Here is a 19,723-nt window from a genome sequence, read left to right as displayed (position 1 = left end):
GATTCATGGATACGGCGTTTATTAAAGATATCTTGCTCGCGTTGAAAGCGGAATTGATCCGCTTTCGCTTTTGGTGCGTGCTCCTGTTTATTCTGGTGAGTGGTCTGGTGTTGCTGGTCGGTGTGATGTGGCCCAAGAATTATGCAACCAGTGCACTGTTGTTCGCCGATGAAACCAATATTCTGGAGCCTTTGTTGCGCGGTCGTGCGGAAGTGACCTCCATTGACCGTTCAGTGCAGGCGCGGGAAATTATCTACACCCGCGGCATTATGGAAACGGTAGCGCGCCAGCGCGGGTTCATCACCAAAGATACGCCACCGGAACAACAGGATCGCATCATTCGCGCGATTCGTGGCGGCCTTGATGTACGTTCGGAACAAAATAATTATTTCCGCATTTCGTTTGTATCCAATGATCCGGATAACTCGTTTGAAACCCTCAATACCATTATCAATGTCTTTATCGAAAACAGTGCCAGCAAAAAACGCCAGGAGAGCCTGAACGCGTTTAATTTTATTGACGCCCAGGTGCAAACCTACAAGCGCCAGCTGGAACTGGCAGAAGAAAAGCTCAAGGAATTTAATGCGCAAAATGTGGATGGTACCGAAGCGAGTGTGGCCACGCGAATTGCGGAGCTGCGCGGCGAGATAGAGGCACTCAAGATCACCATTGAAGAAACGGAAGCACGGATCAATACCATCACCACCCAACTGGGTAACGAAAGCCAATACCAACAGACTAAAGGCGAGCTGGATGAATTGCGCCAGCGTCGGCAAGGCCTGGTGAATCAACTGGAACAACTGTTGTTGGTTTATCAGGAGGGGTATCCGGATGTTATTTCACTGCGCGCGCAAATTGCTGAATTGGATGCAGCGATTTATACCGCACGGGCTTCTGGTGGCGATATCTACACCGGGCGCGGCGAAGCGGTGGAAAACCCGCTGTACGAAGAGCTGCGGCGCCAGCTCTCGGTAGCCAAGGTTGACCTGCGTGGGCAAAAACGGCGGATGGAATCCCTGGTGCATTTGTCGGAACAGGAATACGAGCGGGCGCAACGAGTGGCCGCTAACCAGGCGCAATTGTCGGAGTTGACGCGCGATTACAATGTCACGCGCGATGTGTACGAAGAAATGTTGCAGCGGAAGGAATCGGCGCGCTTGTCCATGACACTGGATATCGAAGGACAGGGGATCAGCTATCGCATTCAGGAGCCGGCGGCATTCCCCTTAAAACCGTCCGGTCTACGCTTTATTCATTTCGCAATCATCGGGCCGATTATCGGACTGCTGGTGCCGATTGGATTGTTGATCTTATACGTTATGGTCGATCCTCACTTCCGGTCGGCGCGTGCGCTGCAACAACAATTGCCACCGGGCATCGAATTGATCGGTGTTATTCCGCATTACCACACGCCGCTTAATGAGCGTCTGTTAAGAAAGGATGTGCTGATATTGTTCATTCTGTGTTTGTTGGCGATGGCTGCTTACGCCAGTTTTGCCAGCTATTGGCATGTCACTACCAGCTAAGGGGCAGAAGATGGACAAGAACAAAGAGCGCAATATCGAGCAACTGATTGAAGGCGTAGATGCCATGGTCGAGAGCCGTGACCAATTGGTTAAGACGGCGGTCCTTGAACATCGCAAACGGGAGCAGATCAAAAATATGTCGCTGCCCGTCCTGTGGACGCAAGATGAACTCTACGAAAAGAAAGTCGTGTTTATCGGCATGCGTCAACGGGAGTTATTGAACGCTTTTCGTGAAATCAGGATTCGCCTGTTACAAAAAAGTAAAAGCGATAATATCGTGGTGTTGGTGTCTTCGGTCAGTGCCGAAGCGGATTCCAGTTTCTTCGGTTTTAACCTGGCCGCAACCTTCGCGCTGGATCCACACAAGACGGCGCTTTATGTGGATTGTAATCCCCACAGCAGATCCGCCGAACGTTACACCGGGACCGAAGTCGATAACGGGCTGGTGCAATATCTTTTTGATAACACCATCCCCTTGAAACACATTATTTATCCCAGCGGTGTTGAGCGTTTGCGGGTGATACCCTCCGGCGGCCTGAGCGAGTCGGCAGCGGAATTATTCAGCTCCAAGCGCATGGAAGTCTTTATTGCCGAAATTAAAAATCGTTATCCGGATCGTTTTATCGTGCTCGATGCACCACCGGTACAGCAATCCACCGAGGCGCGCATACTCGCCCAATATTGCGACCATGCACTCCTGGTGGTGCCGTTTGGCAAAGCAGTGACCAATGAAGTATTGTCGGCGGTCGAGGCGGTAGGCAAGGAAAAGTTTGCGGGGCTGGTTTTCAATAACTGATTGTCATTGGGAGGCATCGATGATGAAACGGACATTATTTTTCAGATGTTTTACGTCTTTGTGCATTCCCGCGCTGGCGCTGCCGGCGATGGCGGCGGTAGAAATTGATCTGGGCGTTACCAGCCGTTACTCGGACAACGCACGGCGGACCTACAGCGACAAAATTGCCGAACGTCAGGATGAATACAGTGCAAGTATCCTGGCTGATTATGAAAATACCTTGCTGGATTTTGAAACCGATTATCGCGCGAGTGAAAACCGCTTTGATAAAGACACACAGCCGGATCGTAGTTTACTGGAAGGCAACGCCGAATTGCTGATCGGCAAAAGTTATCATCCGGTGGACTTGCTCCTGGTACATTCGCGCCGCTCGGTGCTGGGCGCACCGGATCAGGTTGACCTGTTGCAAAATGAAGACGAGCGACAAATTTTTTCGGCCATTCCCACCGCGCGTTTGCGTCTTTCATCGGTAGATAATGTGTTGTTGCGGGCTAACTACACGCAGGTGGATTTTCGCTACGCCGATGCGTTTAACTCCGAGCGCGCCGGCGGATCGCTGATCTGGCAGCATCGCTTTTCGTCAGTGAATAATATGGAAATTGCGGCCGAGCACACGGAGATCAGTTACGACGCGCTGCCCGATAACGACTATGAATATCAAAATGCATCGGTGACTTACGCCACGGAATTGCGCTATCTGTCCTATCGCGTGAGCCTGGGTTACAACCGCAGTACGCCGGAAGTGGGTGATGATTTCTCTGCCCCCAGTTACCGGGTCGAGATAGATTACCGTACCGGCTTCAATACCCTGAGCTTATTGGCCAGCCAGCAGATTACCGACACCTCCTTGGGCAATGGTAATAGCGGCGTGCTGGATAATGTGAACCTGGACGATGCGACGGGTGTGGGCCTGGATCAATTTGAAAGCCGGGTGGTTGAGCTGCGCTGGCAAAACCAATCACTTTGCGAGCGTTGCAGCGCCTACGCAAGCCTGCTGTATGAGCAAGAGCAGTATCAAACACTGATAGAAGACAACGATCAGCAGGTCGCCAGTATCGGTCTTGATTATCGGTTATCCCGCGCGTCTTCCATCGGGTTTCAAGCAAGCTGGCGTGAGCGTCGCTTTGACAGCGATGTTGATCGAGAGGATTTTGCCGTCACCTCGGTGGGTATCAACTACCGTTACACCTTCGCTAACGACCTGGATGTACAGCTTTTCTTTAATGCTGACGAGAGTGAATCGGATTCCCAGACCCTTACCTACGATGAGCGCATCTCCGGTATCGCCCTGCGCTACACGTTTTAACCTCTTCTGCTCTGTTTGGCACCGAACTAAACGCCTTGGCAGGCGCGGTGCCAGTTTGCCCGGATTGGGCATACGAAATTTTCTCAAGATGTAGCCCGCTTCTCATATTTCCCCCCTTTATCCCGCTATGATTCCGCCGCCTCGGTAAATTTGTCGGATTTTTTAACACTTTTATGACAGTCGCCGGGGTATCAGGGGGAAGATTCGCGTGTGGCGCCGAGATCCTTTATATAACCAAAGCTCATATAAAGATTTAGCCGTCAGTGAACGAGGCAGCACAGAAAGCGTGGCGCCATTCTACAAATTGCAAAATACCGCGCCCGACGCATGAATTTGCCGAACCCTGATCAATACTCTCTTCAGGAATCCATCGAAGGAATGACGAAAATCAACAGTTTTGCTTGGCTCTGGCCAAAGATTTTCAGGATGTACCCGGCATGAATATCTTCCGTATATCACATCGCATACCCGGCCTGTTGGTAGTCGCCAGCACAGTGTTGTTGCTTTCCGCTTGCGGCGGCAGCGACGAAGAGTCCCGTCTCGGCCAGGTTAATGATTCATCGAGCCAGGCCTCCGTCGGGGCATCGGTGTCGTCCAGCAGTTCAAGCGCGGTGTCTTCCAGCACATCATCGCAGCGATCATCAAGTAGCGCTTCGCCTGGCGGTGTGGGTGCCTCGAGCAGTCTTGCCAGTTCCAGAAGTTCAACCAGTTCCGCTAGATCCAGCAGCTCTTCCTCGGCAGCGCCGGTCTCGAGTGACGTGGTGATCGAATGGTACATTCCCACAGAACGTGAGAACGGTGATTACCTTGAGTTGTATGAAATCGGTGGCTACGAAATCCGCTACAAGCTGACCTCCACCCAAGATTACCAATCTGTCGTTATTGACGATGGTATGGTTGATCATTATGACCTGGGTAAACTCAGCGGCAACTACGAATTTCAAATCGCGACCTTCGATGTTAACGGTCTCTACAGCGAATTTGTTTCCATCAGCCCCAACTAGTTCGGGGTAGCGGTTCAAGGATGAGCCTATAGCATTTTCTGCGTCTTCAGTCCGCCTTTTATTCTCCCCTATCCAAGGATGGGGTGGTGAGGTAGTATCCCTCGCAATTCCGTCTTCCTTGCAATCTGCCCACTATTTTTCAGAGGTTCCCGGACGAGCAGATGAAAAATCTATTCGCCTTTCTGGCGCACGAACAGCAAAAATATTTTGTGCAGTTTTGCCTGTTCTTCCTGCTCATCATTGCCTTTTATTTCCCGTCCGTCAGTCAGCTGTATTTGCGCTGGATTCAATGGGATCAGGATTTATCCCACGGTTTACCGACCATCGTGATTTTCATATTCCTGATGTGGCGCGCATTGCCCTGGCCATACCGACGCGATACAAAAATGTTGCGCGTCGGCTTGCATATCTTATTGGGGTTAGCATCCCTGGCCTGGTTTCTGTTTTATAAAATTCACATCGGTATCCTTGCTCACATTACGCTGCTGTTAATCATCCTGTTATTTATTGCCTGCTGTTATTCACTGAGAACGCTCCGGCATGTGGTTGTGCCCTGCGGGCTGCTCATCTTTGCCTTGCCCTTATGGGGCATCCTCAATGGTCCCTTGGTGGACATCAGTGCAGCCGTGGTCGGCAGTATGGCGCGCCTGAGCGGCATGACGTTATTGATGGATGGAAGCAATATCTTTATTCCGTATGGGCGGCTTTATATTGACGATGGCTGTTCCGGGTTGCGCTATTTCATCATCGGATTGTTGATGGCGTATTTGATCAGTTACCTCAATCACTACCGCGCCAGACAAGTGCTGGCGGCTTTTGCTGTGGCGATTGTGTTGTCATTATTGACTAACTGGGTGCGCATTTTTTTGTTGGTGGTTATCGGTTATCAGACTGAGATGAAAAGCAGCCTGATGGAGGACCATGAATTGTTCGGGTGGGTGTTGTTTGCGCTGGTGATGTTGCCGGCGATTTACTATGCGCCGGCTTATAAGTCCCACGCGCAAACCGCCGGTGAATCCGCGCCCCTTGCGCAACCGATCTTGCCCTTGGTGCTGCTCATTATCGGCCCGGCGCTGGCTTTTTTAACGCCCGCCAACCTGAATGCCGCACCGGGTTTTACCCTGAATGCCCTGGATTATTATCCTGCCGCTAGCGCATCAGATAATGAGGTCGAATTGAGTTACCCGGGTTTGCCATTAACCTATAACCGTTCGGTTCAGGCGGGCGACATTGCCGTGCAGGTCGCGCTCGCACAATACATACAGGCCGATGCGCAGCAGAAACTGGTGCCGTATTTCAGAAGCTTGCACAATCGGGATGTCTGGTCCGTTTTCAATGAAAGGACAGATGAATCAACCGGGATGCGTTTTGTCGTGATGAAGCGTGCCGGTTCGCAGCATTATCATTTGCTGGCGCATATTTATTTTGTCGGGCGCTATCCCACCCATCAATATGAGCTGGCGAAGCTGTTGCAAATACCGGCGAAGCTGTGGGGCGACAGTTATTTTTTGATCTTTACGGCGCAGGCAGCCTGTGATGATTCCACCTGTGCCATGCAGGCAGACGCCATTAAACGGGTGGCACAGGATTGGTTGGCGCAGCCGGTCTTGTAGACATTTAACCCGATATTAACCGCCAGTCGTTAATCGCCAGACGTTAATCAATGGTTACGCCAGGCGAGAGATGATGTCGTTTATCCGTCTGAGCGAATCCTGGTTAACCCCCTCGTGCAGCGGCAGGGTGATCAGGCGATCAGCAAAATCCTGCGCGTTTTGATAATTCCCTTCGATATCCACCATGCCCCGAACCCCGTCAATCGCTGGCAAGGGTTTTTGGTACATGGCCGTTGCCCCCAGTCCCGCGCGGCGCAAATTGTTTAACAGAATAGTGCGTTGCCTGGCATCGTTAACCAGCAAGGGGTAGCGCAGCAATCGTTTGCGGCGCGACGATCGGAGCGCGTCAAGGCGGTTGAGCGAGGCAGGAATGCATGTGTCGTATGCCTGCTCCCGATCCCGGGACCGGTCGGTGTAGCGTTTGAAATTTTCCGGTAACAAACGCCGGCGCTGTTCATCCATCAGGCTCACCCCGGTTAACGCGTGGTAGCGCGTTTCGCCCAGTTTCAACAAAGGATTGCGATTGAGTAACTGGTAGAGTCGCGGCCGCAGCAACAGGTTATACGCGGTAGCTTTGAGTTTGAAATGGGAAGCGGTATTCGGTGTGTCAGTGATGGGTAGTGATGAGAATCCCAGCGGTTGTCTCGTCAATAACAGGCCGCCGCCTAGCAGGCTGAGCGGCTTGCCGCGACCGAAGGAAAACACCACATAATCGCCGGACAATTCAGAGAATTCTTCAGCATCGGGAAACCACTGCGCATTATCTTCAATCAGGCTGATGCGGGGGTGTTGTGCCAACCATTGTTTAAGCTCGGTTAACTGTTCGCGAATGCCCAGAAAATTAACGGCGATGATAGCCAGGGTATTGTCGCTGATGGCGGCCTGTACCGCCTCAATATCCAGCGCCGGATCAGCTTGTGCAATGTCGACCACCACCACCTTTACACCCGCGAAGATCGCCGCTGCCACCAGGTCCGGGCAACAGTACGCCGGAACGATAACTTCCGGTGCGCTTATATCCGGCTGCTTCGCTTTCGCTGCCAGGAGTGCAACAGCGAGCGCAGAGGTACCGGAATCCAGCCATAGCGGATAATAGCCGGCAAATGAGGGGAATGCGTCAACGGCTGTTTCCTGCAGACAAATGGGATTGCCGGCCGGTGGCAAGTCGCCATGTATCAACGCGCCGAAGGCTTCCATGTTGTCATTCTCTCACCCGCCAAAAATTTGATTGCCGCATCCAGCAATGCCAGGTTTACCTGCACAAAGAAATAGATCAATTTGATCCAGGATTTCTCGCGCAGTGTTGGCAAAAAATGCGCGAGCAAAGCGACACCATAAAACGCCAGCTGCGCCAACAGCGCGAGAGAATAAAATGGACTTTTGTGAGCAATGACCGCAGACACGATAAACAAACCGATCAAACACCAGGGCACGACCCAGCGCATCAACTTGTGCGAGAACACCTGGAAGGCAAACAAACCAAAGCGTTGCGGATTGAGCACTTCGCTGTGGCGCGACAAAGCCGTCATACCGCGAATAACCGTGCGGATCTTTCGTTGGTATTCCTTTTGCGGATCTTTCAGATCCTGGTAATACCCCAGCACATCCGGCGCAGTTACCGCACGCAACCCCAGGCGAGCTGTGTTGAGTGCAGTATTAAAATCGCTGGGAGAATGAATATCCCACACCTGGCAAACCGCTTTACGCGCGGCAAAAAAGGATCCGCTCAGACCGACCAGGCCGGCAAGCCGCGACTCCTGCTGGCGCAGCCACATTTCATATTTGACATAGGCACCCTCTCCGGCGAGGCTGCCATCTTTGCTGATAAAACGGTCCTCGCTCGAAACGGCGCCGATCTGCGGATCCTGGAAATAGGCTTCCAACCGCTCCAGCGCATCCTCCGGAATCTGGGTAGCCACATCCGAGAAAACGATAACATCACCGCGTGCTTCATCGATGGCAGTTTTCTGCGCGTTCTCCTTGCCCAATCGCTCGGCTGCACGCACCAGGCGAACACCCCGATCAGCATACTCGCGCACGATATCATCCGTCTTATCATCAGAGCAGTCAGAAGCCACAATCAACTCCAGGCGCGTTGGATCGAAACGAACCTTTAAGGTGTTTTCGATCTTCTCGCGGATGCGGGCCTCTTCGTTATAAGCCGTCACAATCAGAGAAAGAAAAAGCGGCTTGGGCGGCTCTTGGTCGCCGGACAAAATGTCGCGCCGATGAGGTTGTGGCAGGACCTTGAGAATCAGTGGATAGATGAAATAACTGAAGACCGAACCCAACGCAAAAAGCCAAAAAAGAAACTCAAGCATAGACGACCTCATTGTTGGAATTCTTTACAGGTGACAGTTATAAAATCACTTGTTGTGGGCAGACATCGAAGCATAATATTCATCTCCATTGTGTAGTCTTGATGACGGGGCGTTGATTACCCGTACCGACTATCCCGACGCTTTTCAGATACTGGTTAAGAAATCGCAGCATGGCAATTGTAAACCGACGCATGAAGGTAATGCACATTATTTCTGGCGACCTTTGGGCAGGGGCTGAGGTGCAGGCGTATACACTGCTGAAGGAATTACGGGCCGAGTGCGAACTGCATGTGGTGTTGATGAATCCCGGCGAATTGGCCGATCGTTTAAAGGCATTGGCCATACCGGTAACTCTGCTTGATGAAAGCAAGATGAACCCGGTAAAAATTTTACTGGGACTGCGCAACATCATGCTGTCATTCCGACCGGATATTGTGCATACGCATCGGCAGAAAGAGAATATTTTGGGTGCGGTTGCTAACCTGCTCAGTGTGCGCAGCAAGTGTGTCAGGACGAGTCATGGGGCACCGGAGTTTTGTGTTAAGGGTATTCGCCAGCTACAACCGAGGTTGGACAACTTTATCGGTCGCTATGTGCAGCATGGTATTATTTCAGTTTCTGACGATCTTACACAAAAGCTTCAAAAAGTATTTCCCGCCAAAAAAATACATACTATCCCCAATGGTATAGACAAGGAGTCGCTAATAAGTCAGTGCCAAGAAACGGACTTCAGGATTAATGAACCCGACAAGATCCACATAGGCATAATTGGTAGGCTGGAGCCTGTAAAAAGAATCGACATTTTTTTGCGAATGGCAGCTTTACTTTTGGGAACGCCTTCAGAAAAACCAATGTTATTTCATATTGTTGGTGAGGGCAGTCAGAGGAAAATATTGGAAAAGGAATGCAAAGCCTTGGGCCTCAATGAGAGTGTGATATTTCATGGCCACCGTAAGGATATTCCAGCATTGATAAGTTCTCTGGATGTGGTGGTTATGTGTTCGGACCATGAGGGGACGCCAATGACAGCATTGGAGACATTGGCACTGGGTGTTCCATTGATTGCTCATAACGTCGGTGGGCTTAAGGACGTGCTTGATAGATATCCTGAATGGCAAGTTGATGAGCATACGCCGCAGGGCTATGCAAACGCGTTAACAGCGGTTATTAGAAACTATCCCCAGAAAATAGTGCTGAATGAAAATTATTCTTCTCATTGTACCTCGCAAAAGACATTAGGCTTATATATGAGTCTGTTATAAATAATACGAAATACACCGTTCGTCGATCACCAGTCGGAAGATACTTGAGGTGAGGGAATAAATTGTTCGAGGAGCCTGGATGTGAAAATCTCGTTAGTTGTATGCACCAAAGATCGCGCCGAACAACTGCAGCAGTGCCTTACGTCTATTTCAAATATTCGATTCCCCTCTGCCTGGGAGCTTATTGTAGTCAATAATGCATCGACAGATCATACAGAAGCGGTATTAGAAAACTTTTCCGTACGAACGCATCTGGCGTTCAAAAAGGTTTATGAACCGATGCTGGGTTCAGGGTGCGCAAAAAATACAGGCTGGAATTTGGCGGCAGGTGAATACATCGCATTTATCGATGACGACTGTTACCCTCACGAGGATTATCTATCAGAAATTGTGCGATGTCTGGAGAAATCCTCATTTGGATTTGTTGGAGGGCGGGTATTGTTATTTGATCCCGAGGACTATCCAATAACTATTCAGACTTCCTTGGCTCGCAGGGAATATAACGCATACAGTTTTATAGGCGCAGGTGAGATCCATGGCGCAAATTTCGCTTTTCGAAAACAAGCGCTGCAAGCCGTGGATGGCTTTGACCCATGGTTTGGCGCAGGCACACTATACCCGTGTGAGGATGTTGATATATTGGCAAGAATTTTAGCGGCGGGTTGGTCTGGCCTCTATGATCCCGGTCCGGTGGTATATCACCATCATCGCCGGAAAATGGACGCGGTACCCAGGTTGGTCAAGCAATATGATCATGGGCGAGGTGCTTATTACGCTAAATGTATGCTGAACAAAACCCTACATCGGCAGTATCGGTCTGAGTGGTTTAAAAGGGTTCGTTCACAATCTATCGTGACGACCGGGCGTGAGTTGGAGGCTATGTTAAGGTATCTGTCTGCGTTGTTTAAAAAGAAGATACTAAACAAAGCAAAAATTACCAAATCGTCTATATCCAGCTCATAGACAAAAGCTGTGGAGATATGAAAGAGAATAATGAATAGCTTACCAATTATTAGCGTTGTGCTCTGTACATATAATAATGCAGACTCTTTGGCAATTACGCTGGAACAGATTTCGAATCAAAAATTGCCAGATCATTCTTTGGTTGAAGTGCTGGTAATCGATAATAATTCCCCTGACCACACTCGCGCTGTTGTTGACAAGATCTCCTATAACTCCAACGTGGTAATGCATTATTTTTTTGAGGCTCGGCAAGGACTTTCCCATGCTCGGAATACGGGCGTTGAAAAAGCTGTCGGTGAATATATTCTGTTTACCGATGACGATGCAGACATCCCTCAACACTGGATAGCGGCCTATCTGGAGAAAATAGCAACATTAAAGCCGGACTGCCTCTACAGTAAGATTAATATCATTTGGGACAAGCCAACGCCCTGGTGGTACACCAATCGCTTCCGCCCCTGTTTTGTTGGGCTCGATTATGGTGAAAATGTGCTGGAGGTAGATAATATTAATCAGGAGTTTTTTGGGAAAAATTTTTGCCTGAGAAAGGATCTGCTGTTGGTATATGGTGGATTCGATCCGGCTTTAGGCCGAAATGGCAACCGCCTTATTGCCGGCGAGGAAACGCTTATATATAGAAATCTTGTTAAGGAACGAAGACGAATATTCTACTTTCCGGATGCTCCGGTTGGACACCGATTGAAGGCGCGTGAATACGAAGAGTCTAACATCAGGAAGCAATTTATCGATAGTGCCTACTCGTCCTACCATCTTGCACAATTAACAGCGCGAAAAAAAGTTTTTGGCCGTCCTCTTGGCGTCCTTCTGGAGAGTGTCAAGGTGGTTACATTTTCTTTTCTTAGTCTCTGTAAATACAGCTTCATAAAAAACAGGCAGGAGATGTTTTTTCATAAAATTAATCTCAAGCGTTCTTTAACCCTAATAAAATTATGGATGAAATCAGAATGAGCAGCAGAGGTTCCTTGTTGATAATGCTGCATTGCGAACAATTCACGGGATATGCTATTGGCGTTCTTGAGAATATTTTTTATGAGGCGGCGAAGCGGTCGGGTTATCAGGACGAGGAAATATTCTGGTCTTACAAATCAGTAACGGATAGTGGTGCAGGAAATGTTATTGCATGTGATTATCGATGTTTTGACGCAACTCATTTATTGGCTTTTTTACGGACTAACAATATCGGTCAAGTAATAGCATTTGATCTCAACTATCCAGCGAAGGTTCTTGACGTATTAAAGCAAGCCAAAGTTAATCGAATAATTTCTTATTGGGGCGCAGGCATAAGTTCGATTAATAGCGGCATTAAGCTGGCACTAAAACGGTTTGAGTGGCTATTGCGGCGTAATAAACCAGATTGTTTCATTTTTGAATCCGAGGCTATGCGTGAGACGGGAACATCAGGAAGAGGCATACCTTATAGCAAGACATTCGTTCTGCCTTTGGGGGTAGACACTGAAAAATATAAGCCGGATTATGGAAGAGATTACTACGCTCACGATGTGTTGGGCATTCCTCGCGAGCGTAAGATAATTTTTTATTCCGGACACATGGAAGAGCGTAAGGGAGTAAGGGTGATTGTTCGAGCTGCGATAGAATTGGTCGACAAGATCAGGAACACAGGTATCCATTTTGTACTGTGTGGAAATAAAGGTAACGAATCGTCAGTTTATGAGATGCTGCTGGAGAATACGGAAGCCGCAGGGTATGTGACTTTTGCGGGCTATAGAAATGATATTGCCGATTTAATGAGAAGTTCTTCTGTTGGTGTAATTGCTTCTACCGGGTGGGATTCCTTCACGATGTCCAGCGTAGAGATGATGGCATCCGGATTACCACTTATTGTTTCAAATCTTCAAGGTCTGGCAGAGACAACTGTCAATGGTGTGACAGGATTTCATATCGAACCTGGCGATTACGAGGCATTGGCCGAGCGAATTAACTATTTATGTTCGGCCCCTCAAAGAGCAATGGAATTTTCTAACGCGGCGAGACAAAGGGCTGTAGCGTTATTCTCCAAAGAGCAGCAAATCAATGGGCTGGCTGACATTCTCTGTAATTCCAGATGAAGCTCATTAATCTATCTAATTTGAGTTAACGTTTAATTATGTACATTATTCATATTATTAAAAATATTTTCACGATTCTTGATGATCGCCAAAGGTTAAAGCTGATTATATTGCTTTGCTTTTTTTTATTCTCCGCCCTGGTCCAGATCGTTGGTGTGGCGAGCATAGCGCCATTTATCACTATTCTGTCAAATCAGGATCTTATTCACAGCAATAAGTTCTTATCTTTTTTATATAACTTTTTCGGTTGCGAAGATAATAATCAGTTTATTATAGGTTTTGCCTTTGGGTCACTGTTGCTGATCTTCTTCTCAAATAGCATCTCTGCGATAACACTTTGGCTCTTGTTGAAATTCTCAGTGCTGATTGGTGGTGACCTGCAAAAAAAACTTTACCAGAACATTATGTACAGGGAGTATATTTTTCATAAAACAACCAATTACAACAAGTCGATATCAACCATCTCCCAGGAAACTCCGCGATTTGTGTATATGGTTTTACAGCCTTTTCTACTGCTGGTAAGCCAGCTTTTCGTAGCGATTATCATCCTGCTGGGTCTTCTTATAATAAATCCATTTATTGCGTTTGCCTCTGGCGCCCTCATTGGCGGATCTTACTTCCTTACTTACATCATCGTTAAAAAATCGCTCGTTCGTCATGGACGAATAGTGACGGAGCGAAATGATGGTGTTCAGGCTATCTTGTCAGAGTCTTTTATCGGTATTAAAGATATAAAACTGGGATCGCTTGAACACAGATACGCTGATGCGTTCGAGAAGCTGAATCACAGGGGGCTGAATTCAGCAGCCTATATTGCATTGTCCGGCGACGTACCAAAATTCGTTATTGAGACGATATCGTTTGGTGCGATACTTCTGCTCGCGATCATATTGCTTCTAACATCTGATTCTCCAGATAGTGTCATATCGATATTGAGTATTTACGCCCTGGCTGGCTATAAATTGCTGCCCACCATGCAGCAAGTTTATAAATCCATATCCAGTATGAGCGCCAATGGTAGCGTGGTATCGGACTTGAAATATGAATTAAGCAGGGTAGTTGCCAATCGATCTTCAACAACTGGTAATACGATAGGTGAGATAAAAAGCTATGAGCTGGCTGGTATCGCTTATCAATATCCAAATGTAAACCGACCGACATTATCAGATATCAATCTTAAATTTGAACTTGGTAAGTTGAATACAATTGCCGGCCCTTCCGGGTCGGGAAAATCTACTTTGGCCGACGTGATGCTTGGTTTGTTGCCTTATTCACAGGGAAGGTTATTGGTCAACGGCCAGGAGTTAAATCAAGCCACTATGGCTGATTACCAAAATAGTATTGGTTACGTGCCACAGAATATTTTCATTCTTGATGATAGCGTAGTTGCTAATGTTGCTTTTGGGATCTCTGAAGAACATATTGATGAAGCGCGAGTTTATAAAGCCTTGCAACAAGCTAATGCCATGGAGTTTGTGGAACGCCTTCCGCAGGGTATTAATACCCCATTAGGACAGGATGGAAAATTGTTAAGTGGAGGCCAACGTCAGCGTATAGGCATCGCGAGAACGCTTTACCGCAACAGCAAGATGTTGATACTCGATGAGCCCACCAGTGCTCTGGATATCGACTCTGAATATGAGTTAATGATGTTGCTGGAGAAGCTGAAGACAGAGGTTTTGATTATTGTTATATCCCATCGTCCGGCGGCTATCAAACTGTCTGACACTATTACGATTCTTGATCAAGGGAAGTTGCTTGCTACAGGAAGCTATGAGGAACTCAAAGTAAATAGCGTCAGTTTTCGAGAGATGATGGAAAAAGGATTTATTGATTAGGCAGGTTTATTTAGCCCTGATTATCGCCAAGTATAATCAGGGCTAACTATCAGTCTTTGCGGCCGGGCGGCATAGGACGTGACGGCATTCCTGGAAATTCCTTATCTGAGAACTCAACGTCATCTACAATCCACTCAGTGGTTTTTGCATAACCCGGATTCGACCATCCCATTAAATAACCCGCTCTCCAACCATCGGGTCCTGCGGGTGGACTGGCAATATCGGCATCGGTCAAGCGGTGCAGCAACGTAAACGAAGCCTCGTCTTGCCAGCGTCTGTATGTCTCAATAATGCCGTTATTTGCCCCTCGGCTGGATGCTTCTTTTACGTGGACGAGTATTTGCATCCAGCGTCCTTGGTCATTGGGATAGGAGATGAAAGGCTTATGTTGGAGATGCGAACCCGTAATTGTATATTTGCCCGCCGAATAGTGAACGGCAAGCTGACTGCCTCCCTTTCCATCGGACCAGAATTCCCACACAACAGACGGACCATCTCCTTTCGACGAATAGTCGTCCATCCATAGAGCAAGCAATTTGTTATTGCTGGGTTGGGTCTTTGAATGCTCAAAATTTTCTGGCACCTTTAACCAGTAGCGTAGCCATAACTCCCGGTAGGGCATTCCAAGATCAAAACGCTGTTCCGACATAAATTGACCGGCAGCGTAATGAAATTTCAAGGCCTGAACTCCTTGGCTCCCCGGTCGCGAAACTCCTTTGATAACACTGGTGTTATTGGGGCCCTGCCACTTGAAGCCTTGGGTGTTGGATTTGACCAAGTCTCCTGATTCGAAACTCTCTGTCATAAAAACTTCTGCAGAGGATGAAAAAGGAAGCAGCGAGAAGAGAACTAAAAGCAATGGTCTTGCTGAAAATTTCATGAAATTAAACCTCAAAAAAACCGATCACATCGGCGCTCTTGAAAGCCTAGATCATTTTCCCCCGTTGTTAAAGGAAGGAATATCAATATGCAGCGATAACGCACATTTTGTCTGCGAATAAGCGTCGATTTCATAACCTCGATAGATATGTAAAGATTCATATATATTAATCCGTTATAGATTCAATCTATTGATGACAAACCTCTTCAACGGCTTCGCTTAAGGAAGCTCCAATACTTTTAAAGTTGTATTTTTCCTCAATTAATTTACGTGCATTCCTGGCAATCGTTTGAGTTAATGCGGGGCTTTCAAAAGCATTCTTTATAGCGGAAATATAGTCAGTTGGCGTGGCGGCAAAAATAACATTTTTCATATGCTCTACAGTGATGCCTTCACAGGCAATGGGATTGGCTATGAGCGTCTTCCCCATAGCCAGGGCATCCAATACTTTGAGCTTGGTTCCGCCGCCGTCCCGTATCGGGCACACATATAAAGCGGCTTTTGCGAGGTAAGGGCGAACGTCATCAACAAATCCGGTGATAGTCAAATTTGGGTATTTTTCCTGAAGTTGTTGCATCCAAGGGGGTGGTGATCTGCCAATAATGGTCATGCTTACGTCAGGAATCTCCTGGTTCAGTTTTGGCCATACATGCGTTAAAAAAAACTTCATGGCATCCAGATTGGGATACCATGACAACCCACCGGCAAAAACAATGGATTTCTCTTTGATCGGTAAGGCCAGCGGAGAGAAATAATCCAGATCAACCCCGTTAGGAATTCCCAGGCTGCGAACGTCGGGAGCAATGTCATTCAGTCGCTCTGCGTCTAAATCGGAGCAGGTGATGTTAAGATCGAAGCGCTTGCAGATTCTCTTTTCGTAGTTCATTAATTTCTTTCCTTCCTGGAAAAAATAAATTTTCTTTAATACATTAGGTTCATTCTCAGAGCGCCTGAGCATCATCAAGGATTCAATATTATGATGGTTAAGAATTTTCTTATATTCTTTGAGGTGAGCAACATAAGGGGCAAGGCTAATGGTATCAGCATGGATTAGATCGAACGTCCTTCCGGCCAGTATCTCTGAAAGCTTTGCCTGATAACGTGATGATTTTAACCAGTTTACGGTATAGGTATTTCCAGGTAACAATCCCTTTGCGAGTAACTTGACCTTTGAAAGTTTGGATGAATCTGCTTCTATCGGCACGACATCTACAACATCACAAAATTGACTCAGATGTTTGATGCCTTCACGCAACTCTTCGGGTGAGGCGCAAAGATTTTTCTGGTTGAACGCCAGAAGAGTAATGTGATGACGCTTGCTCACTTCTTTTATCAGATTGTAGCTGCGTTGCAAAACGCCACCTTTGGGTGGGTAAGGTAGTAAATGAGAAAGCCAAAGAATTTTTTTCATATGCTAAAACTGATTATCCTGTACGTTGTAGTTTGCCGACTTTGCTAACAACACTTTTAAATTTCCCATTCGGGCCCTTCTCTATCTTTTCTTGATAATCCACCCGGACCTCAATTAGTTGGCTTGTTCTCTGTTGCAGATTGTTAATCAATAGTGCCTCATTGAAAAGATGCTTCTTTTCCTTGTCCAGCACCACAGTAACTATGATTTTATCAAGCTCTTCCTGTACAACCTGAGCAAGTTCTATTCCCTCCACCCCCTTAAAGGCAGGATCAATTCTGCCTACCCGTCGGCCCTCTGGGGTAACAATGACATCATCCATTCTTCCCTCGACATAATCAAAGCGATAAGGATTGCTCGGGTCCCCAGTCACAACACAATCGCCTATCTCATAACGCACAAGCGGCATGGCGAAATTCAACAGGCCAGTGGTGATGAGGGAATACCTGTTGTCACCCTGTGGGTCTAATTCCAGAACTGAAAATAATGGGTTAGCAAAATATTGTCCCCCCTCAGAGAAAGCGGATACCGTCATTTCCGTACAGCCATAATGATCCACAACCTTGGCTCCAAAAAAAGCTTCGATATCAATTCGTGCTTGTAAGGAAAGCGTTTCGGAGGAGGTCAGAATAAATTTTGGTTTGAAGCTAAGTGACAGACCTTTATTTCGTGCAAGCCGTTGTATCTCAACGAGTGCAGACGGGTATGAATCTATAAATTCAGGTTTCCAATAGTTTAATGCTTCAATGTACTTATTAATGGTGGTGTCGGAGATAAAATATGTGGAAAGGTACTGGGTGTTGTTAAAGCTATCGTAACGATCAAACCGATTGCTGGTTTCTTTATACAGCAGCCTGCCGGCGAAAGTTGTGCTTCTTGAACGGTAAGTTGTACCTTTGTCGCGCAGCAGTTGTTCGTAAAAACGATAGTTCACTCTTCGGGCTTCGAGGGTAGAGTATATCGTCAGCGGAGTTCCGCTGCTTCCACTGGTATTAAGTTTTATCAGGTGACCTTTAAAATCAGGATGCGTGGATAGAAGAAGGTCGTGGTGCAGGATAACCTCTGATTTGCTTAGCTTCGGTACAAAGTCGGAAAGGTTGCCGGGGTTAATCTTGCTTATATCTACCCCTTGAAACATCTTTTTATAATAGGGAACATAAGTCGCGCAATGGTGTATTAGCAGATTAAGGCGATGGGCCTGTCTTTCATATTCGGCTTTTGTTGGCGCTGAAAACGATGGACTCAGATGAAGGTAATCTTCGGGGATATTTCCACCAAATCGTTCTCTGTAGATTTTTGCTCCATAGATTGATAGAGCAACATTCTGCAAGAAGGCGGGAGCTTTCAAATAAAGATTGGTTAGCATACCGATCAATCCTTAAAAAAACATATGCTGGATCTGGTTGTTGATGTGATAAGAAATCTATCTGCGCTGTCAGGTTTCATCGCTGATTCGTTTAAGTGTCGCTCTGTTTTTTAAAATGACTGTATTCAGTGAAACTATAAGTGCCAGATGTATCCATAAAAAAGGATAGTAGGTAACGGTAACGAATTGCCCTGCTATCAGGAATCCAAACACCCCATACCCCAAGCCCGCTGCCATTGCTTTCCATAGCGGATCTATATCTTCCTGTTTGGTGAGCTTTCTCGTTGTTCTCAAGCAGAAAGCAATAATCATGACAAAGAAGAACAGGCCGATAAATCCCGCATCGGTCCCTACCTGGATAAATATATTGTGAGGTAGTTCTGCGTGCTCATAGAGCATATCGTGAGGAAAGTAATCCCGATAGTATGGAATGAAATTGAAGTACCCAACCCCAAAGAAGGGATTTTCTTTCATCATGTCCCATCCATGTTCCCAATATAACAGTCTTTGTCTTGAAGTGCGGTCCTCACCAACGGATGAGAACCTTTGCTTTTGTTCGTCGGGCAATAAGAAAAATAAGCCCAAGCATAGGATGGAAATACCCAGCAGCGGTTTTAGCTTAAACATGCTTTTCCGGAATATAAGGAATAGCTGGATGGCGAGAGCAATTTGTGAACCCCGACTACTTGCTCCCAGAATAGTGAGGATGGGACATATCCAGAAAAGCAAAAGAATGCGTCTTTCCCAAATTCCAGCTCGATTTTTTGAAGCTACATAAAGCAAATAAGCGAGAGGAAAAAGCATAAGCATCAGAATGGCTAATTCACCTGAATTTTGAAAATAACCACGAGGCCCCATCAATCCCCAGCTTGTAAAAGCAAATCCGCGGCCAACCCAGGCTTTTGCAGTACCGACAGCTATCTTGGCTGCAGTAATAAGAAATATGAGAAGAAAAATATAGAACCGTTCAGGGGTGTTAACGATATTGATGATTAAAAAATAAATCAGGAACCAGCCGAAGAAGTCCATGAAATATTGTTTTGAAACATCCGGATAATACGCTGTACTGATGGAAATTATTATAGTGATAAGAAAAAGTATCATCCATGCATTCGCGGGTGATGGTGTCCACCTGACACTCCTATCCAGAGCTATTCCAACGAATGACAAAATGATGAAGATTTGAGCCCAGGGCAGAAAATCAATAATGGGGAATATAGCTTGCGGTCTCACAAACTCGAAGAACAGGTAACAGCAAATCATCCAGAAGGAAAAGCTTTCCTGCTTGAAATAACGCCACAACGCGCCAATTTTGAATAAGTAAAATTCTTCTGCTTTGGGCGGTGACAT

At 47.0% G+C, this 19,723-nt stretch carries 16 protein-coding genes; 10 read left to right on the top strand and 6 right to left on the bottom strand.

Annotated elements, in window-relative coordinates:
- Positions 1-5 precede the first annotated feature (5 nt).
- The 5 genes from ACSV5M_RS00590 (at position 6) to ACSV5M_RS00570 (ending at position 6,245) form a co-directional block, all read left to right on the top strand.
- Positions 6-1,526: an XrtA system polysaccharide chain length determinant gene (locus ACSV5M_RS00590; protein WP_439173426.1), complete on the top strand. Its 1,521-nt coding sequence runs from the start codon at positions 6-8 to the stop codon at positions 1,524-1,526.
- 10 nt (positions 1,527-1,536) lie between these two features.
- On the top strand, positions 1,537-2,322 hold the full coding sequence (locus ACSV5M_RS00585) for a tyrosine-protein kinase family protein (RefSeq protein ID WP_439173424.1): 786 nt from the start codon (positions 1,537-1,539) through the stop codon (positions 2,320-2,322).
- 19 nt (positions 2,323-2,341) lie between these two features.
- A complete protein-coding gene (locus tag ACSV5M_RS00580; RefSeq protein ID WP_439173422.1) occupies positions 2,342-3,628 on the top strand; it encodes a hypothetical protein in 1,287 nt (428 codons plus the stop codon).
- A gap of 437 nt (positions 3,629-4,065) precedes the next feature.
- Complete coding sequence (locus ACSV5M_RS00575; protein ID WP_439173421.1) at positions 4,066-4,632, top strand: hypothetical protein; 567 nt, start codon at positions 4,066-4,068, stop codon at positions 4,630-4,632.
- Between the two features lie 161 nt (positions 4,633-4,793).
- On the top strand, positions 4,794-6,245 hold the full coding sequence (locus ACSV5M_RS00570) for an exosortase/archaeosortase family protein (RefSeq protein ID WP_439173420.1): 1,452 nt from the start codon (positions 4,794-4,796) through the stop codon (positions 6,243-6,245).
- Between the two features lie 54 nt (positions 6,246-6,299).
- Here the strand turns inward: ACSV5M_RS00570 and ACSV5M_RS00565 are convergent, their stop codons facing one another.
- Complete coding sequence (locus tag ACSV5M_RS00565; RefSeq protein WP_439173419.1) at positions 6,300-7,442, bottom strand: DegT/DnrJ/EryC1/StrS family aminotransferase; 1,143 nt, start codon at positions 7,440-7,442, stop codon at positions 6,300-6,302.
- Positions 7,421-8,566 (bottom strand): glycosyltransferase family 2 protein, encoded by a 1,146-nt coding sequence (locus ACSV5M_RS00560; RefSeq protein WP_439173418.1) that lies wholly within the window; start codon positions 8,564-8,566, stop codon positions 7,421-7,423. Before ACSV5M_RS00560 ends, ACSV5M_RS00565 begins: the two co-directional genes overlap by 22 nt.
- 170 nt (positions 8,567-8,736) lie before the next feature.
- Here ACSV5M_RS00560 and ACSV5M_RS00555 point away from each other — a divergent pair, with 170 nt between their 5' ends.
- The 5 genes from ACSV5M_RS00555 (at position 8,737) to ACSV5M_RS00535 (ending at position 14,716) form a co-directional block, all read left to right on the top strand.
- The gene (locus ACSV5M_RS00555; protein WP_439173416.1) at positions 8,737-9,828 is read left to right on the top strand and encodes a glycosyltransferase; all 1,092 of its coding nucleotides are present in this window, start codon (positions 8,737-8,739) and stop codon (positions 9,826-9,828) included.
- Positions 9,829-9,909: 81 nt separating this feature from the next.
- Positions 9,910-10,791 (top strand): glycosyltransferase family 2 protein, encoded by an 882-nt coding sequence (locus ACSV5M_RS00550; RefSeq protein WP_439173415.1) that lies wholly within the window; start codon positions 9,910-9,912, stop codon positions 10,789-10,791.
- Positions 10,792-10,821: 30 nt separating this feature from the next.
- Positions 10,822-11,760 (top strand): glycosyltransferase family 2 protein, encoded by a 939-nt coding sequence (locus tag ACSV5M_RS00545; protein WP_439173413.1) that lies wholly within the window; start codon positions 10,822-10,824, stop codon positions 11,758-11,760.
- Positions 11,757-12,878 (top strand): glycosyltransferase family 4 protein, encoded by a 1,122-nt coding sequence (locus ACSV5M_RS00540; RefSeq protein ID WP_439173411.1) that lies wholly within the window; start codon positions 11,757-11,759, stop codon positions 12,876-12,878. The genes ACSV5M_RS00545 and ACSV5M_RS00540 overlap by 4 nt, the downstream gene beginning before the upstream one ends.
- A 38-nt stretch (positions 12,879-12,916) precedes the next feature.
- On the top strand, positions 12,917-14,716 hold the full coding sequence (locus tag ACSV5M_RS00535; RefSeq protein WP_439173409.1) for an ATP-binding cassette domain-containing protein: 1,800 nt from the start codon (positions 12,917-12,919) through the stop codon (positions 14,714-14,716).
- 49 nt (positions 14,717-14,765) lie between these two features.
- On the opposite strand, the gene ACSV5M_RS00530 is transcribed toward ACSV5M_RS00535, so the two are convergent.
- The 4 genes from ACSV5M_RS00530 to ACSV5M_RS00515 all read right to left on the bottom strand — a co-directional run bounded on the left by ACSV5M_RS00530 (position 14,766) and on the right by ACSV5M_RS00515 (position 19,723).
- Positions 14,766-15,596 (bottom strand): hypothetical protein, encoded by an 831-nt coding sequence (locus ACSV5M_RS00530; protein WP_439173408.1) that lies wholly within the window; start codon positions 15,594-15,596, stop codon positions 14,766-14,768.
- Positions 15,597-15,783: 187 nt separating this feature from the next.
- Positions 15,784-17,007, bottom strand: a complete 1,224-nt coding sequence (locus ACSV5M_RS00525) for a glycosyltransferase (RefSeq protein ID WP_439173407.1) — start codon at positions 17,005-17,007, stop codon at positions 15,784-15,786.
- Positions 17,008-17,020: 13 nt separating this feature from the next.
- A complete protein-coding gene (locus tag ACSV5M_RS00520; RefSeq protein ID WP_439173406.1) occupies positions 17,021-18,373 on the bottom strand; it encodes a hypothetical protein in 1,353 nt (450 codons plus the stop codon).
- Between the two features lie 69 nt (positions 18,374-18,442).
- A complete protein-coding gene (locus ACSV5M_RS00515; protein WP_439173404.1) occupies positions 18,443-19,723 on the bottom strand; it encodes an O-antigen ligase family protein in 1,281 nt (426 codons plus the stop codon).

This window comes from Cellvibrio sp. ARAG 10.3 (assembly GCF_051846955.1).
In the GTDB taxonomy this organism is placed as follows: domain Bacteria; phylum Pseudomonadota; class Gammaproteobacteria; order Pseudomonadales; family Cellvibrionaceae; genus Cellvibrio.
Note: the sequence above shows the minus strand (reverse complement) of the source record. Positions and strands in the feature narration are given on the sequence as shown.

Coding starts and splice junctions, on each gene's coding strand:
- ACSV5M_RS00515 (WP_439173404.1), bottom strand. CDS start 19,723: ATGTCACCGCCCAAAGCAGAAGAATTTTACTTATTCAAAATTGGCGCG.
- ACSV5M_RS00590 (WP_439173426.1), top strand. CDS start 6: ATGGATACGGCGTTTATTAAAGATATCTTGCTCGCGTTGAAAGCGGAA.
- ACSV5M_RS00570 (WP_439173420.1), top strand. CDS start 4,794: ATGAAAAATCTATTCGCCTTTCTGGCGCACGAACAGCAAAAATATTTT.
- ACSV5M_RS00525 (WP_439173407.1), bottom strand. CDS start 17,007: ATGAAAAAAATTCTTTGGCTTTCTCATTTACTACCTTACCCACCCAAA.
- ACSV5M_RS00575 (WP_439173421.1), top strand. CDS start 4,066: ATGAATATCTTCCGTATATCACATCGCATACCCGGCCTGTTGGTAGTC.
- ACSV5M_RS00540 (WP_439173411.1), top strand. CDS start 11,757: ATGAGCAGCAGAGGTTCCTTGTTGATAATGCTGCATTGCGAACAATTC.
- ACSV5M_RS00520 (WP_439173406.1), bottom strand. CDS start 18,373: ATGCTAACCAATCTTTATTTGAAAGCTCCCGCCTTCTTGCAGAATGTT.
- ACSV5M_RS00560 (WP_439173418.1), bottom strand. CDS start 8,566: ATGCTTGAGTTTCTTTTTTGGCTTTTTGCGTTGGGTTCGGTCTTCAGT.
- ACSV5M_RS00585 (WP_439173424.1), top strand. CDS start 1,537: ATGGACAAGAACAAAGAGCGCAATATCGAGCAACTGATTGAAGGCGTA.
- ACSV5M_RS00580 (WP_439173422.1), top strand. CDS start 2,342: ATGATGAAACGGACATTATTTTTCAGATGTTTTACGTCTTTGTGCATT.
- ACSV5M_RS00565 (WP_439173419.1), bottom strand. CDS start 7,442: ATGGAAGCCTTCGGCGCGTTGATACATGGCGACTTGCCACCGGCCGGC.
- ACSV5M_RS00545 (WP_439173413.1), top strand. CDS start 10,822: ATGAATAGCTTACCAATTATTAGCGTTGTGCTCTGTACATATAATAAT.
- ACSV5M_RS00555 (WP_439173416.1), top strand. CDS start 8,737: ATGGCAATTGTAAACCGACGCATGAAGGTAATGCACATTATTTCTGGC.
- ACSV5M_RS00535 (WP_439173409.1), top strand. CDS start 12,917: ATGTACATTATTCATATTATTAAAAATATTTTCACGATTCTTGATGAT.
- ACSV5M_RS00530 (WP_439173408.1), bottom strand. CDS start 15,596: ATGAAATTTTCAGCAAGACCATTGCTTTTAGTTCTCTTCTCGCTGCTT.